The organism is Psychrobacillus sp. OK028, assembly GCF_900103605.1.
Taxonomy (GTDB): domain Bacteria; phylum Bacillota; class Bacilli; order Bacillales_A; family Planococcaceae; genus Psychrobacillus.
Map to the genome: position 1 here is coordinate 64981 of NZ_FNHY01000001.1, position 16922 is coordinate 81902.

At 36.4% G+C, this 16922-nt stretch carries 12 protein-coding genes; 10 read left to right on the forward strand and 2 right to left on the reverse strand.

Going from position 1 to position 16922, the window contains the following annotated elements; translation table 11 throughout:
• The first annotated feature begins 734 nt into the window (after positions 1-734).
• The 5 genes from BLR36_RS00185 to BLR36_RS00210 all read left to right on the forward strand — a co-directional run bounded on the left by BLR36_RS00185 (position 735) and on the right by BLR36_RS00210 (position 7891).
• Positions 735-1469, forward strand: coding sequence for an FCD domain-containing protein (locus BLR36_RS00185; RefSeq protein WP_093059203.1), 735 nt, complete (start codon positions 735-737; stop codon positions 1467-1469).
• Between the two features lie 21 nt (positions 1470-1490).
• Positions 1491-3047 (forward strand): Na+/H+ antiporter NhaC family protein, encoded by a 1557-nt coding sequence (locus BLR36_RS00190; protein ID WP_093059205.1) that lies wholly within the window; start codon positions 1491-1493, stop codon positions 3045-3047.
• 23 nt (positions 3048-3070) lie between these two features.
• Entirely contained in the window at positions 3071-4501 is a 1431-nt protein-coding gene (locus BLR36_RS00195; RefSeq protein ID WP_254771295.1) for an amidohydrolase family protein, read from the forward strand.
• A 1060-nt stretch (positions 4502-5561) separates the two neighbouring features.
• Complete coding sequence (locus BLR36_RS00205; protein ID WP_093059209.1) at positions 5562-6476, forward strand: acetamidase/formamidase family protein; 915 nt, start codon at positions 5562-5564, stop codon at positions 6474-6476.
• Between the two features lie 59 nt (positions 6477-6535).
• Positions 6536-7891: an APC family permease gene (locus tag BLR36_RS00210; protein ID WP_093059211.1), complete on the forward strand. Its 1356-nt coding sequence runs from the start codon at positions 6536-6538 to the stop codon at positions 7889-7891.
• Positions 7892-8158: 267 nt separating this feature from the next.
• Here BLR36_RS00210 and BLR36_RS00215 read toward each other — a convergent pair whose 3' ends face one another.
• Entirely contained in the window at positions 8159-9007 is an 849-nt protein-coding gene (locus BLR36_RS00215) for a hypothetical protein (RefSeq protein WP_139185053.1), read from the reverse strand.
• Between the two features lie 699 nt (positions 9008-9706).
• Between BLR36_RS00215 and BLR36_RS00220 the strand changes: the two genes are divergently transcribed.
• The 5 genes from BLR36_RS00220 (at position 9707) to BLR36_RS00240 (ending at position 15251) form a co-directional block, all read left to right on the forward strand.
• On the forward strand, positions 9707-11044 hold the full coding sequence (locus BLR36_RS00220) for a sigma 54-interacting transcriptional regulator (protein WP_093059215.1): 1338 nt from the start codon (positions 9707-9709) through the stop codon (positions 11042-11044).
• Between the two features lie 101 nt (positions 11045-11145).
• Positions 11146-12135, forward strand: a complete 990-nt coding sequence (locus BLR36_RS00225; RefSeq protein ID WP_093059217.1) for an ABC transporter substrate-binding protein — start codon at positions 11146-11148, stop codon at positions 12133-12135.
• 80 nt (positions 12136-12215) lie between these two features.
• Positions 12216-13013, forward strand: a complete 798-nt coding sequence (locus tag BLR36_RS00230) for an ABC transporter permease (protein ID WP_093059219.1) — start codon at positions 12216-12218, stop codon at positions 13011-13013.
• A 1-nt stretch (position 13014) separates the two neighbouring features.
• Positions 13015-13866, forward strand: coding sequence for an ABC transporter ATP-binding protein (locus BLR36_RS00235; RefSeq protein ID WP_254771296.1), 852 nt, complete (start codon positions 13015-13017; stop codon positions 13864-13866).
• A 59-nt stretch (positions 13867-13925) separates the two neighbouring features.
• The gene (locus tag BLR36_RS00240) at positions 13926-15251 is read left to right on the forward strand and encodes an aspartate aminotransferase family protein (protein WP_093059221.1); all 1326 of its coding nucleotides are present in this window, start codon (positions 13926-13928) and stop codon (positions 15249-15251) included.
• Positions 15252-15383: 132 nt separating this feature from the next.
• On the opposite strand, the gene BLR36_RS00245 is transcribed toward BLR36_RS00240, so the two are convergent.
• A complete protein-coding gene (locus tag BLR36_RS00245) occupies positions 15384-16745 on the reverse strand; it encodes an FAD-binding oxidoreductase (protein WP_093059223.1) in 1362 nt (453 codons plus the stop codon).
• Positions 16746-16922: the final 177 nt, after the last annotated feature.

The window sequence follows — 16922 nt, forward strand, 5'->3', positions numbered from 1 at the left end:
GTCGGGAACCGATATATTTAGGTTTCGTTCCAACGTGTTTTACCTGTAGATGAAAGAAAGTTTTTTGTGGAAGTGCACCTAAACGTCTGATGATGTATTATCAGGCAACCTAACTGCATTGACGAGATAAATGCTGAAATTGTCAGTTACAGTTTAACTAAGCAACATATCAAATTTTCCGAGTGTATTCCCTCTTTAGGGAAAGAAGAAAGCGTAGTCCTAATGGGATTGCGCTTTTTTCTTTTCTTTCTAAAAGTGTCTCTGTGAGGAGCAATTCTAATTCACTTGAAATTTATCACTATCGGTATAATTGATTATTTAGTCAAAAAAACTCCTCCTTGCACACATATACAAGGAGGAGTTTTTGTCTTCGTGATAGCGCAAACCACCGGCTTAAATAGACTCAATCATTTTCTGGATTTGGACAGTTGGTTAGGCTTTTTTCATAAGTAATCATAATGAACTCTTCTGGACTTGATTACGACCTAGATTATCCCATGTTGTATCCACTTGATAATATTGATCATCCATTTTCACCAGTTCCAAGAATGATTTCAGCCATTACCACTCTCCGCAACTTTTATAGTTGCTAAACCCATCTTTACATTCAAAGGTAACATCAATACCGGAAAAAATTAATAAAAAACTATGGATTCAGAAAATAATGATTGTTTTTACTAGAATGATAAATTATAATTCAATTAGCTACTCATCAATGAGGAGGAGGTGTGATTATGAGGATGAGTAAAGAGCTCTTTACTAATGAATCTGATTTTCATTATTTGATTGCTTTACAGTGTCTTTCTGATTCAGAAAAGCCACTTGGATCATGGATTATGAAAGAAAAGATGGAGAACCTGGGTGATTCTATTAGTTTGGCGTCTGTTGGTAGATTGTTAAAGGAGTTAGATGGGCTTGGATGGACAGAATTAGTATCCACGCAAGGGAGAATTCTTACTGTAAAAGGACAACGGCAACTAGAAGGCATGCAAAGTGATGTAGAAAGACTAAAGATTGAAGAGGAAATGAAAAAAGCAACTGTTTCTGAGAATGCGCAAGACATCATTGATTTACTAAATGTACGAGTGATCATCGAATCAGAGGTTATTAAATCAGTCGTTGAAAATGCTTCTGATGATGAAATAGGTTTTTTAGAGGAATCAGTTAAGCAACATAAACAGTGTGTAAGTATTGGAGAAGATTCTGAATTACTTCCGATTAATTTTCACCAAGTGTTATGTACACTTTCTTGTAACCGCTTTCTTAATTCTGTGTTAAAACTTTTAATACATGAGGAGTTAAGACTTGAGGAGAAGTTTCCAGATATTGCGACTAAGTTAAGAGATGCACATCATCTTGTCGAACACGAACTAATTTTAGAGGCAGTAAAAGCAAGAGATGTGGAGAAAGCAGTTTTACTAACAAAAGATCATATTCAAAAGCTGATTCAAAGCGTTAACAATAAATAGTTTCATAAAGGGGACGAGAAAATGGAGTATGGGATATTATCATTATTACCACCGGTTATTGCAATTGTAATAGCTATCGTGACTAGACAGACAATTTTATCTTTATTCATTGGTGTTTGGTTAGGTTCTACAATTATTAGCAGTTGGAATCCATTCGTTGGTTTTACATATTCGATTACGGATGTAGTCATTCCATCGATTGCTGATCCTTGGAATGCGGGAATGTTATTGCTAGTTACGCTGGCAGGAGGGTTTGTAAATATTCTACGTGTTACGGGTGGTGCACGTGCGTTTGCCGAAGTGGCTACGAAAAAAGTGAATACGCGCAAGAAAGCGCAAAACTTTATATGGGGTAGTTCTTTCCTATTTTCTTATACAGAGCCAGTTTTAATCTTAGGTACTGTTACTCGTCCTATAGCGGATAAGTTAAAAGTATCCCGTGTTAAATTGGCTTATATCTTGGATTCTATGGGCAGTCCACTTGCCGCTATGTCACCAATAAGTAGTTATGGACCATTTATTACTGGACTTATTGCCACGCAACTTGCTGTGCTTGGTCTAAGTGATAATCCCTGGTCATTGTTCATCCAAATGATTCCTTATAATTTATATGGTCTGTTCGCGATGATTGGTGTGTTATTTGTAGTGAATTTGAATTTAGATATCGGTCCGATGTATAAAGCAGAAATGAGAGCAGTGGAAAATGGGGAGCTTTATGGGAAAGACGATAAGCTGATGATAGATGAGTCTATTGAAGAAGAGATGATGGTATCCAATACAAGAGCAGATATTTTTAGCTTTTTGATTCCAATGGTTTTATTGATGGGGACTATTTTTACAGTTATTTTTTGGACAGGAAATATTGGTGAGAACGGATTTAGGGGGGCATTTTTAAATTCTAATATTGTGTTGTCAATCATTTGTGGATTTATAGCAGGTGCAGTTGGCGGAATTATCTATGCAAAATGGAGATATAAAACATCCTTAATTTATCTCTTCGATGAATTAACGAACGGTATTTTAAAGTTGATGATTGTGCCTCTTATTTTGGTCATGGCATGGTCGATTGGGTCCATCGCATCTACGATGGGATTAGGTACGTATATTACAGAATTTGTTGGAAACTACTTGCCGGCATTCCTAGTTCCATTAATCATTTTCCTCATCGGAGCATTGATTGCGTTTGCAACGGGGAGTTCTTGGGGCGTCTTTGCAATTATGATTCCAATAGCTGTTCCAATGGCTGCTTCTATGGATATCAATTTAGCTTTAGCAATTGGTGCTGTGATTAGTGGGGGCCTGTTTGGAGATCATTGTTCACCGATTTCCGATACGACCATTATGTCCTCGACAGGTGCAGCTGCTGATCATATTGAACATGTTCGGACCCAATTACCATATGCCTTAGTTATTGCGACTGCTTCCGCAATAGGGTTTCTTTCTTCAGGGCTTACGCAAAATGTATTGGTTGGATTAATTGTAACCGCTATTGTTCTATTACTAGCATTGTATTTATTGAATCGTAGGGTGATAGAAAGAGGTTCAACTATACCATTGAAGAAGCAAACAGTCTCTTAATAGTTGGAAAGGAATGATAATATATGATGAATGTTGATATGATAATTCATAATGGGCACCTTCTGACCATGGAAGGAAAAGGTGTTGGATTTATTGAGAACGGTGCAATAGCGATAAAAGGCAATTTAATAGAAGCGGTAGGGGAATCATCAGAGGTTTTGGCTAATTATAAGGCAGAACGGATTATTGATGCAACAAACAAACTTGTTATGCCAGGATTGATAGATGCACATATTCATACGGGCATCAGTATTTTCCGTGGTGTGGCGCAAGATATGTCAAACTGGATGCAAAAAGGTCTATGGCCATTCCAGAAACATTTACTACCGGAAGAAAGTGTTGCTGGATCTATGGTTAATATTATTGAGGGATTAAAGGCTGGGACCACAACATTCTGCGATTACGATGGGCGTATGGACTTACTTGTACACAATTATAAAAAAATTGGTGCGCGTGCAAGGATTGCCGAATTGATAAACGAGATACCGGATAATATTGGAGATTTGCCAGTAGGAGAGTTATATCCGTTTGATCCTTCTATTGGTCAAGAGAAGCTTCAACGAAATCTAGATCTATATGAGGAACATCATAATTCCGAAAATGGGCGTATAACAGTGATTCTTGGTCCACATGGTCCGGATATGATGAGCTTGGAGCTATTAAAAGAAATTCAAGCGCATGCAGAAAGATTAGATACGAAACTGCATATGCATGTTGCACAAGGCGATCGTGAAGTATTTCAAATCGAAAAACGGTATGGTAAACGAACTATTGAATTTCTAGAAGAACAAGGTCTATTAAACGAACGACTTATAGCTGTACATTTAACGGAGGCAACGGACGAAGAAACTGAAGTGGTTGCAAAAAGTGGAGCAAAGTTAATATACTGTGCAGGTAGTATCGGTATTATCGATGGAATGGTTCCCCCAGTTCAGAAGTTTTTGGTCGCAGGGGGAACGGCTTGTCTAGGGTCTGATCAAGCTCCAGGTAACAATTGTAACAATATGATTAATGAGATGAAAATGGCAGCCATTTTAAACAAAGTAAAATATAAGGATCCACGAGTATTTAATGCCACGCAGGCACTTCGAATGGCAACAGTCGAAGCGGCTAAAGTGATGGGAATTGACGACCAAGTGGGTACGTTAAAAGCAGAGAAAAAAGCGGATATTATCTTACTCGACTTGTCCGCACCTACGTTTTTTCCGGTGTTAACAACACCTATTCGTAATATTGTACCAAACCTAGTATATTCAGCACGTGGGGATGAAGTAGAAACGGTTATAATTGATGGAAATATCGTGATGGAAAACCGAGTCATTTTAACAGTAGATGAAAAAGAAGAAATTAGAAAAGCACAAGCTGCAGCGAAACAAGTTTCTATTCGTGCTAAAGACGATATATTAAGTGCTGATAGTGATATTTTACAAATGGTACGTGATGGATTGTTGTAGGATTAAGCTTCTCCAATAGAGTTCAGCGTTCAAGTAATAGATTAAATTCTCACAATTAACTACAATTTAAAAGCGCAATTATGTAGAAAGCCACCTAAATACAATGATCGTCTCGGAAAATCCAAGATTTCTGAGACGTTATTTTTTATTTCAATTCCTTTTAATGAATTTTAAAAAGCGTCCCTGTGTTAGAAATGAAATAATTCTAAACTATTCTGACAATTAACTGTTATATTCATATAAATAAAGTTGCTGAGGATAAAATTCTTCAGCAGCTTTTTATTTATCAATTTGATAGGAATCAGCACAATCTAAAATTTAATTTTAGTTCATTTTTAATTTCACTATTCCTATTCTTTTATGAAAACGACCAAAACATTCAAGGAAATAATAGGCTACTACTAGATTCAAAACAGGTTTGTTATGTATTTTTGATAAATTAAACTGGATTAAAAAGGATGAATAAATTTGATATTTAGATTTTGGGAAAAGGTTACATACCTCCACTTTAATCATTTCAATTTTATTGACGCCCTCTAAACAGTCTAAAAATTCTTAATTTTAATTGCCACTTTTGTCACATATTTGCCACTGTTGACGTGTAAAAAAAGAAATTTTCAAGGAATTAGAATGCAAGGTATGTGCTTTCAAAGGTTGAAAAGATATATAAAATTGGCATGATAATTGCACTAGTTTTTATGTACAAATTAAAGGGAGGGAAGAAAGAAAAAGTTAAAAGAGGCCGGAAATTGCATGGGATTCTCAAGGTTAAGTTTGTGATTTCATTAGACAACATGAGGTTTGGAAAGGAGAAATATGCATTGAACTATGAAGAACTAATAAGAAAAAAATAGGGTTATTTACCGTGCGACTACAGGGTTAATTGCTGATTCAGGGACCAATGTAAGACTGTATTAAGAGTAGAAGGAAAATGCTCTTAATCTACTATAATTACTTATTTTAGCAGGAAGCAATAAGTTGTTTGTCGTTTAAAGTACAAAGTGAACACTTAATTGTTAGTCTTTGTACCTTTAGGCTAGTTGAGAGGAGAATCATCATTTTGCGATTGATTTCAAAAGAGAAAGTAATTTATTCAATGGCATCCGCTAATCCACACGTTGCGATTGTAACGCCAGGAGAGACGGTATGCTTTGAAACGAATGATTGTTTTGAAGGTCAGTTTGACTCACCCAAAGTTCAATACGATGGGATTGATTGGAGTCGGATTAATCCTGCAACTGGTCCTCTTTATATTGACGGAGCAGAGCCTGGGGATATTCTTGTCGTTCAAATAGAAAAGATTAATCTAGACTATAATGGGTTCATCTTTTCAGGTCCAAACGTAATTTTTAAAGATAGTCTTGCTATTAATTCACTGAAAAGAGTAAAGATATCCGATAGCCATGTAATATTTAACGATAAATTAAAGATTCTTCTCAATCCAATGATTGGCGTGATTGGAACAGCTCCTAAAGATAAAGAGATTTCCAATGGCTGGCCTGGCAATCACGGAGGAAATATGGATTGCAAAGAAATAAAGGAAGGAACCATCCTTTATCTACCTGTGAATGTTGCTGGAGGATTGTTAGCGATAGGTGATTTACACGCCGCAATGGGTGATGGAGAAGTAACGAGTGGAGTAGAGGTAGCTGGTGAGGTAATTGTGAAACTAGAGTTGATAAAAAGCACAAGACTTGAATTGCCGATGGCTATAACAAAAGACAAAATTATGTTTATTGCTTCGTCAGATGTATTAGAAAATGCCATTCATAAATCAGTGAATGTGGCAAATGATTGGCTAGTAAATGAACTGAATATAGACTCAGTAGAAGCGAGTATGTTGCTTAGTATCACGGGAGACGTAAAAATATGTCAAGTTGTAAATCCGCTAAAAACAGTTCGTATGGAATTCCCAATTTGGATTGTCAAAGAGTATGGATATGATATTCCTTACTGTCGACATTTGAATACTTAACGCGTATAAAAATTAAATCAACTGAGTTAACAAATCTAAGGCAAAGGGTGGTAGGAAAAATGAATACCTTAAAAAAAGATTTAACTTTGTCTCAAGTAATTGCGATGGCTGCAGGGGGGATGATTGCTGCTTGGATGGTGGAAATGATTTATTGGTTCGAACTAAGTGGGTCCGGAAGCTTTTGGGCACTACTTGTTACAGGGCTATTCATAATACCTCTTGGTTTAATTTACTCTGAGATGTCCAGTATGCTTCCATTTGCTGGTGGGGAAAACATTTGGATTTCCAATGCCTTCTCCTGGGATATCGGATGGTATTTTAACTGGATGTTGTTCCTGTTGTATATTTTCGCTATACCGAACGTAGCTTATGGTCTTGTAACAATGGCAAACTATTTTTATCCAATGTCATTTTTTCAAATAAAAGCCATTTCATTAATTATATTATTAATATGGTTTGGTGCAAGCTTCGTTAAAGTTAAGCTCATAGGCAGAGCCCAGAACTTAATGTTTTGGCTCATGGTAGCGTTAACGGCATTTGTTTCTGTTAGCTTCATTTTGAGTGAGCAGTGGAGTTATTCAACACTCACCCCTTGGTTTCCAGAAGGAATCTCAGGTTTTGGAGCAGCTGTAGGAATTTTAATCTTTAAATATATTGGTTTCGATATGATTCCGCAACTGGCGGAAGAAGCCAACTTCCCAAGAAAATCACATTGGAAAGCTTATTTGGGCGCAGCACTTCTAACATTTTTTGTATACGGTATGGCAATCATATCAAATGCTGGAATTGTATCTCTTGAGTGGATTGCAAAAACAGATATTATAGATCCACGTGTAGCGGATCTTATTGGACGACATGATTTAGCCATAATAATTGTTGTCGTGGGAATTTTAGGGACAGTCACAACATTAAGTGGATTCTGGTTGGCTGCGGCAAGAACTCTTTTTGGCGCTTCAAAGCAACGACAACTACCTAAAGCTTTCGCAAAGTTGAATAAATCGGGACAGCCTAAATATTCTAATATTTTGGTTGCTGTGTTTGCTATTTATTTTGCTGTGTTTGCACCCGAAGCTTGGATTCAGTATATGTATACGGTGTATGCATTTGTAGCTGGGGTCGTCTATCTATTTGTAACGATGTCCTTTCTTATTATTCGTAAAAGACATCCGGATTGGGAAAGACCTTTTAAGGTAAAAGGAGCTATGTTTATTGGCGTTTTATCAATGATATTCTGTGGTTGGATTCTCGTAGCCACTTTCTCGGAAATTACTATTGCTTCACTCGGAGTTGTCGGTGGATATTTCCTAGTCGGAATCGCACTACATCTTTACGCTCGACGAATGAGAATAGAAAAACCTGATGAATGGCAACCCTACGTTTTGACTCCAAAGGATATCGATAAAGATATGGAATAGTAAGGTAGCTAATCTGAGTTTATTCCTTATGAGCGGGATCTTTTTCGGGTCTAACCCTCATTTTATGAACAATATAAAATTGTACATTATCTAGCTAAGTATTTAACTTTGAGTGTAAACGCCAAAAAACGCCCATCTTTTCCTCTGGTGGGCGTTTGTGTATGTAACTTCTGAAAATCAACTGGGCTCCGGATGTTTACTCAAAAAAGACGAAAAACAGGACTGAGCAATTGGAAAGCTATCCATATAGCTCATTCGTACACAATTTTAAAATAAAAGACTCATATGATAAAAATACTCCACTACCTTAGAATTTCCAACAATGATGACGAAAAGAATTAATAAGATAGAGAAAGTTGCAATATATAACATAAAACCATAGAGTGGATCAACAGCAGTAGGATTTTTTGATAGTAAAAAAGTCATTATATAAAGTGGCAGTATAAAAAGACTAAAAACTATGCATATAGTTAGAACTGTGTTCGCATAAGTATATGATTCTACCAGCATTAGAAATATAGAAGCAGTTACTAAAATAATGGGTGCAGATAATTGCCCACCATAAAAACTGATAATGGTTTTAAATGAATGCTGTGGACCAAAAAAATTGCTAATGAGAAAAGAAGAAAGTATAACGAGACCGATTATTAAGAATGTCAGTAAAAAATTTTCCATAAAAAAGGATATAAAACTTGGTGGGTTGCTCCAATATAAGTCTTTAGAAAATAAAAATAGAGATATTACAACAAGTGCAGTAAATAAAATAATACTAACAAGACTACTTTTTAACTCACTTTCTCCATGGTTGTATGCATGAGAAGGTTTTTTTAATTGCTGAATAAAGTAAGAACTATATATTTTAGTAATTTTTTTAATATTTTCTATATGAACATTTGGTTTCGCAGCTCGTGTTCTAGAAGCAACATTATCGGTATTTAATAGAAGTTCCTCAAATTCAGTTCCACATAAACTGCAAAAGTTCCCCATGATTTGTTGGTGCCCACAGTTTGTACAATTCAGTGACCTTCCTCCTTTGTTTTGATTATATGAATCCACTATATTTTTTATTCGAGTCCCTGTGTCAGCGACAATTTGAGGGGGAATTGTGGCTGACACAGGGGATGACCTGCCACTGGGAAACTGTCGAATATTCAGTCAAAAAAACTTCTCCCTGTTATAAACAAGAGAGAAGTTTTATTGCTTCTATACAATTGTAGTGAAAAAACAAAATTCGTTTTCAATACAGAATTAAGCTGTAGTGGAGACGTTTCCTACTTTAGTCGCTTTACTCTTTACGGTTTGTCTCTTGATTTTTTTTGATATCCACACGAAGCAATATAGAGATGATCAATGAAATTGTAATCAGTACAGTAAATACATAGAAAACAGGTATATAACTATATTCGCTATTCCTTTTATTAAACTAATAATAATAGGACCGAAAATGCCAATTAACGATTATGTTGTCAGTAAATAATCGTGAATGACACCTAATTGTCTCGTTACAAATAAATCGCTGACAAATGCCGGTATATTAGAGAAGTCACCGCCATAACAACTGACCACTAAGATTAAAATAAATTTCTGAATTCGATGAGAACTAGATACCTTTTATTAAAAATGAGGGCTGCTCTCAAAAGTAATTTTTGATGACTTTTGAGACAGTCTTTTCATTTTTTATTTGAATTCATTTTTCACCACTTATTTAAAAACAAACATTTTCATTTAAATTGTTAGAATAATTTAAATTTTTGTTGCAATTGGATTATTCAATATTGTATAGTCTTATACAAGAATGAATAAAGGAGGGAGAGTATGATGTCGATGTATTTTCTTCCAAATAGCGTGGAAGAAATTATTGATACCTATGATGAAGATATCATTATAACTTCCCGTGAAGGAAAAATAATCAAAGTTACTCAAATAAGCGGCGAACATTATGGAATGAAACCTTCTGAACTTTTAGGGAAATCCGTTTTAGACTTACAAGCTCAGGGTATTTTCTCGCCAGCTATTACACCTGAAGTTGTGGAAAAGAAGAAAAAAATTGTGACCGTTCAAATGACACCGTCCGGAAGAAAAGTATTGATAACAGGGATTCCGCTTTTTAATGACCAGCGTGAAGTAGAATTTGTTATTAGTTATTCTTACGAGCTTTCTGAACTAATCGTGATGAAAGAGTACTTGCAAGATTTAGAAACCGAAATGTCCAAAGTAAAAGAAGAGCTTGCCCACTTACGCGATCAGCATATTCAAATTAGTAGCTTGATAACGGAAAGTCATTCTTCTATTCGTGCAATCAAAACAGCTCGTAAAATGGCACGTCTTGATGTTCCCATTGTCATTCAAGGTGAGCATGGAGTTGGAAAAACATCCCTAGCAAAGTTTATTCATGCTCAAAGCAATTACAGTGAAGGTTCTTTCATTGAAGTTAATTGTGGGTCAATACCGGACTCCATATTTGAGAACGCTTTCACCGGTCAACTAGACGCTAAATCCCAAGGTTATCTCTCTCTTTCATCGGGCGGTACTCTCGTACTAAAGGAAATGGATCAGCTATCAATAGCTTCCCAAGCAACTCTTTTTACGCTTTTAAACAAGCAAACGACTACTAGAATTATTGCCATTAGCGAAATACCACTGGAAGAACTCGTCCATCAAGGAAAATTCCGAGAAGATTTATTTTACTTACTTCACATTACATCCATTGCATTGAAACCATTACGTGAAAGACCAGAAGATCTTGAAAGAGCTATTTCTTTTTATTTACAAACATTCAATAAGAAATATCAATACAATAAGAAAATTGCGGATGATGTGTACATCCACCTCCTTCAGCTTGAATGGAAAGCAAACTTCCGCGAGTTAAAAAACGTAATGGAGCGAATTGTTATTGAAAGTGAAACGAATTTAATCACCCTTCAAGATTTGCCAATACAATACCAACCATTAGAAGGGGAACAAATTGGGATTGAATTGGACGGTCAAAGTTTACCTCATATATTGGAGTTTGTTGAAAGGAAAGTACTATTGAATACACAAAAGCGTTACAAGACAACTACGGAAATGGCTCATGTTTTAGGAATTAGTCAACCTTCTGTCGTTCGTAAGTTAAAAAAGTACTCTACTTCTTTAGACAAGAAAAACGAATAAATTCATGTTGCCTTAGAAAGGGGGAGATAAAGAAGAGGCTAGAAAATTTAGAGGAACAAAATGAAAAAACTTTTACATTCAAATTAATAGGGGGAATTAGGTTGAAGAAATGGTCATTAGTTGTATGTTCACTAATATTACTTATCGTGTTAGCAGCTTGTGGGAAGGAAGAAACTAAAATCGCTACAAATGGTAAAGTATCAACCCCGTTAAAAGTGACTCTTCCAACATGGACAGGGTATGGTCCGCTTTTTTTAGCAAAGGAAAAAGGTTTTTTTGAAAAAAATGGGGTAGACGTTGAACTTTCTATTGTAGAAGGCTTAGGGGAGCGTAAAGCAGCTTTAGCTGGTGGAAAAGTGGATGGTATGGCAACTGCGCTAGACGTACAAGTAACGCTTGCTGGTGCAGGTATTCCAGTTAAAGTTGTATGGTTATTGGACGATTCATATGGCGGCGATGGAATTCTTGTAAAAAATGATATTAATAGTGTAGAAGATTTAAAAGGGAAAAAAATGGCATTTGAAGTAGGCTCGACAAGTCAACTGCTAGCTTTAACTGCATTAGCTCAAGGTGGACTAACTGAAAAGGATGTAACAGTCGTACAAATGTCAGCTGGTGATGCTGGTGCTGCTTTTGCAGCTGGACAAGTAGATGCAGCTGTTACTTGGGAACCTTGGTTAACTAAAGGAGCACAAGCAAACGGGAAAGTATTATTATCTACAAAAGATTTACCTGGAATTATCATCGATACTGTTTCTTTTAAAGAAGATGTTATCAAAGACCGCCCTGAAGATATAAAAGCATTTGTAAAAGCAATGGGTGAAGCGATGGATTATTGGAAGAACAATAAAAAAGAAGCAAATGAAATAATGGCAAAAGGCCTTAGTATTGATGTAGCAGAGTTTGAAGCAACTGAAACAGGATTGAAATTTTTCTCAAAAGAAGACAATGACAACTTATTTGGTCTAGATGGTGAAAAAGGATCTATTTATAAATCGACAGAAAATACTATTCAGTTTTACAAAGATCAAAAAGTGATAGAGAAAGATGTAAAAGTAGAAGATGTAATCGATCCTAGTTTTCTAAAGTAAAGGAGTAGAGGTGTCGTTAACATTTAAAGTAAACGTTAGCGACACTATTCCACAAAGACGTATAGAATGGAGGGATTTTGATGGCAAATAAGTGGTTTACTCCTAAAAAAGAAATACCAAAGAAAATTTATACTTCAGTTGGGTTCATCACGTTTCTTGTTGTTCTCGGATTATGGTCAATCTTAAGTTATAGTGGGTTTGTTAATGCCATATTTTTACCTACTCCTACAACAGTGTTAGCAACAGCCGTTAAGTTATTTGTAAGTGGGGATATTCTTTTAGATATTGGTATCAGTTTTTCAAGAGTATTTACTGGATTTTTAGTTGCTGCGTTAATCGGGATACCTTTAGGGATACTTATGGGATCGTTACGAATTATGGAAGGCGCTTTTGAACCAATTATTGGTTTTATCCGTTATATGCCAGCTTCAGCATTTATTCCATTATTAATATTATGGATTGGCCTTGGTGAGGCAGAGAAAATGTCTGTTATTTTCTTAGGAACGTTTTTTCAGCTTACTCTTATGGTAATGGATGTTACTAAGAATGTGCAAAACGATCTAATAGATGTCTCCTATACATTAGGAGCTAAGAATATTCAACTCTTCACAAAAGTGATTCTACCCGCTTCCCTACCAGGAATTGTGGATACACTTCGTATTACTTTTGGATGGGCTTGGACTTATTTAGTAGTAGCTGAGATTGTTGGAGCATCTAGCGGTTTGGGACATATGATTATGCAAGCCTCTCGTTTCCTGCAACCAGATAAAATTATCGTAGGCATATTGATAATAGGTTTATTGGGACTTATTACAGATATCATGTTTAAGTCCATTTACCGAGCTTCGTTTTCTTGGATGAGAAAGGATGGGTTTTAATATGGTGACACAGAAACAAGACACTACGACAGAAAGTACCGACTCAAAAATACAAGGTGATGCTATTCCAAAGACCACCACACCAAAATTAGAAATTAAAGACGTCGGCAAAATATTTAAAACAAAATCTGGAGAAACAGTAGCTCTCGAAAAGACTTCTTTTACTGTAGAAGATGGAGAATTTGTAACCATTTTAGGACCTTCTGGCTGCGGTAAATCAACTATACTACGCATCGTAGCGGGCTTAGAAGAGTCAACTTCTGGTCAGGTTCTATTAGATGGACAAGAAATTAATGGACCTGGTCCAGATCGTGGAATGGTATTTCAATCTTACACTTTGTATCCATGGTTAAATGTTAAAGATAATATTACATTTGGTTTAAAGTTAAAAAATGTTCCTCAAAAAGAGCGAGATGATCTCGCAAGACACTACTTACAATTAATAGGTCTAGTAGGGTTTGAGAAACATTACCCTATCCAGTTGTCTGGAGGGATGAAACAAAGAGTTGCTATTGCTCGTGCTTTGGCCAACGATCCCAAAATACTAATAATGGATGAACCTTTTGGTGCTCTAGATGCCCAAACTAGAACAATCATGCAAGAAGTATTACTAAAAGCATGGGAAGAGTCTAAAAAAACAATTTTGTTTATTACACATGATGTAGATGAATCTATCTTTTTAGCAGACTCCGTTTATGTTATGACAGCAAGGCCTGGACGATTAAAGAAAAAGATCCCGATTACATTGGAACGACCAAGGGAATTCAGTATGAAAAGCACAGTGGAATTTGGAAATTACAAAGAGGAATTATTATCTCTTATTCGGGAAGAAAGTTTGAAATCTATTCATTAGAAATTCTCTTCCTACCTAGTTATTTTAAGTGTCACAATACGATTATGGAGGTCAATTTTATGGGAAATAATTGGGAGCATCTACTAAAAAACATGCCGAATCGGTTAGCTCCGAGTATGGCTAAGGATCATCCAAATCTACCAGTTGTGAAAGAGGAAGGTTGTTACTACTTCGGAGCAGATGGAAAGAGATACCTAGATTTTACATCTGGTATTGCTGTAACAAATGTCGGTCATCGTCATCCGAAAGTTGTTCAAGCGATAAAAGATGCTGCAGATGGTTTAGTACACGGACCTTCGGGAGTAATCATGTATGAATCAATCTTAAAGCTAGCAGATGAACTTGCAGAAATTATGCCTGGGGATCTTGATTGCTTCTTCTTTGCAAATAGCGGAACAGAAGCAATTGAAGGTGCGCTTAAACTTGCTAAGTATGTAACGAAGCGGCCTTATGTCGTATCATTTACTGGTGGTTTTCACGGTCGTTCATTAGGAGCATTAAGTGTAACAACGTCCAAAAGTAAATATCGTAAATTTATGCAACCATCAGGGCTTACATATCAAATACCTTATGCAAATGTTAAAGGATGTCCACCAGGGATTGATCCTGAAACTTACGTAATTGATAAATTGGAAAAAGACTTTGCAACATTATTTAATCATCAAGTAACACCTGAAGAGGTAGCTTGTGTTATTTTAGAGCCTGTTCTTGGAGAAGGCGGTTATGTTGTGCCACCTAAAGGTTGGTTAAAGAAAATACGAGAAATTTGTGATCGCCATCAAATTTTACTAATTTTTGATGAAGTGCAAACCGGATTCGGTCGTACAGGTGAATGGTTTGCTGCGCAAACATTCGATGTTACTCCAGACATTATGGCAATAGCAAAAGGAATTGCATCAGGTCTTCCGCTTAGCGCAACAGTTGCGTCTAGTGAACTGATGAAGCAATGGCCGCTTGGTAGTCACGGCACAACATTTGGTGGCAATCCTATTGCATGTTCGGTCGCATTGACCACTTTAGAAATTATGAAAGAAGAAAACCTTCTTGAAAACACTAGAAAAATGGGAAGTTATGCAGTCCAACAACTAGAGAAACTAAAAGCACGACATAGCGTAATTGGTGATATTCGTGCTGTTGGTTTAATGATAGGTATTGAAGTTATTAATCCTGAAACAGGTAAACCTAATGGAGAAGGGTTATTGAAGATCTTGGATCTGGCTCTAAAAAAAGGAGTATTATTCTATCTCTGTGGAAACCATGGAGATGTAATCAGAATGATTCCGCCATTAGTTGTGACAAAAGAGCAAATTGACGAAGGTTTACAAATGTTAGATGAAGCAATAACAGAATACGAATCGACGTTAGTAACTGTTGAGTTAGTTTAGACGATAAAGCCTCGCTAAAAAAGTAATAGACAGAAATGTTGAGTTACAACATTTCTGTCTTTTAGATTTATCATCTCATCGTGAAAAAAATCTGTTAGCAATAAAACTACCAACAGATCTTTTTATGACTGATTAATCCTCAAGAAATATTTTTCCAGGATTTAATAATCTTTCTGGATCGAATATTTGCTTCATTTGTTTCATAAAGGAAACTGCTGCACCATGTTCTCTTTCTTGGAATTTTCTCTTACCAAGTCCGACACCATGCTCGCCTGTACATGTTCCACCAACCCCGATTGCTCTTATTGCGAGTGCTTCGTTTGTATACTCTGCTTTTTCAAACTCGCCTTCCACTTTTGGATCATAGAGAACAATAGTATGGAAGTTTCCATCGCCGACGTGCCCTAGCACCCCACCTGTCAATCCAGCTTCATCAATTAGTTCGCGCGCATATACAATAAGTTCTGGTAGCTTCGATATGGGAACGCACACATCTGCTCCTGTATTGGCCATTCCTTTTACATGTTGGTATGCATAAGACATTTCATGGCGTGCTTTCCAAAGTTCCATTCGCTCTTTAGATCCACTTGCGACATCCCAGTTATCACAATCTAATTCGCGCATCAATTGTTCTACAAGTTTTGCTTCTTCCTCAACAGAGGTCTTCAAGCCTGCAAATTCAAAAAATAGGGAATGAGCAACTGGAAGATTATAGTCACCATATGCATTCACTTGAGCAATACTTTCTGCATCAACAAGCTCCATACGCATGACTGGAATCCCGCTTAGTAAAATTGCCTGAGCGGCTTCAGCACATTCTTTTGGAGTATTAAATGTACATCGTGCTGCTATCGTATGTTCTGGAATTCCATGAAGTCGTAAGGTAACTTCCGTAATGAGGCCCAAAGTACCTTCAGATCCAGCAAATAGGCCATTCAAATGGTAGCCAGAAGATGATTTTTTAGCAAGTGAACCTGTATGAATAACTGTTCCATTAGCCAAAACAACCTCTAAATCGAGCAGTTGATCTCTCATAGATCCATAGCGAACTGCTGTAGTACCACTCGCATTCGTAGCTACCATTCCCCCAATCGTTGCATCTGCGCCTGGATCGATAGGGAACATTAAGCCGTGTCGATTTACGAACTTATTTAACTGTAAGCGTGTAATACCAGGTTGTACAGTAATCATTAAATCTTCGGGTGAAAACTTTATGACATTATTCATATTTTCAAAGTTAATAGAAATCCCTTTTTGAATTGGAATTGCTTGTCCTTCTAAACCAGACCCTGCACCAAATGGGGTTACAGGTACTTTCTGCTCGCGTGCTACCTTCATAATCACTTCTATATCTTCTCTTCCTGTGGGAAAGCAGACGACCTCTGGCTCTACTGGAGGATGAAAAGATTCATCATGGCTATGACGGTACAATTCGTTTTCATTTTGGCTTACTTTATCCTTACCAAGGCGCTCTAGCAATTCCTGAATAAACACCTAAAAACATCCTTTACTTAATTTAAATTTTTATCAATTTCATCATAGAACAATAAATCATAAAATCCGAAAGAGGTTGCTTACTACTTTTGGAATCACCTTGCGCTAAAAACAAAGTGACTATAACTATGGAACATTAAAAATATTAATAAGAAAATTCTAAACAATATAAATTAT

Bases quoted from the DNA above. Each gene is read 5' to 3' on its own strand.
- BLR36_RS00185 (WP_093059203.1), top strand. From the start codon at position 735: ATGAGGATGAGTAAAGAGCTCTTTACTAATGAATCTGATTTTCATTAT.
- BLR36_RS00190 (WP_093059205.1), top strand. From the start codon at position 1,491: ATGGAGTATGGGATATTATCATTATTACCACCGGTTATTGCAATTGTA.
- BLR36_RS00195 (WP_254771295.1), top strand. From the start codon at position 3,071: ATGATGAATGTTGATATGATAATTCATAATGGGCACCTTCTGACCATG.
- BLR36_RS00210 (WP_093059211.1), top strand. From the start codon at position 6,536: ATGAATACCTTAAAAAAAGATTTAACTTTGTCTCAAGTAATTGCGATG.
- BLR36_RS00220 (WP_093059215.1), top strand. From the start codon at position 9,707: ATGATGTCGATGTATTTTCTTCCAAATAGCGTGGAAGAAATTATTGAT.
- BLR36_RS00230 (WP_093059219.1), top strand. From the start codon at position 12,216: ATGGCAAATAAGTGGTTTACTCCTAAAAAAGAAATACCAAAGAAAATT.
- BLR36_RS00235 (WP_254771296.1), top strand. From the start codon at position 13,015: ATGGTGACACAGAAACAAGACACTACGACAGAAAGTACCGACTCAAAA.
- BLR36_RS00240 (WP_093059221.1), top strand. From the start codon at position 13,926: ATGGGAAATAATTGGGAGCATCTACTAAAAAACATGCCGAATCGGTTA.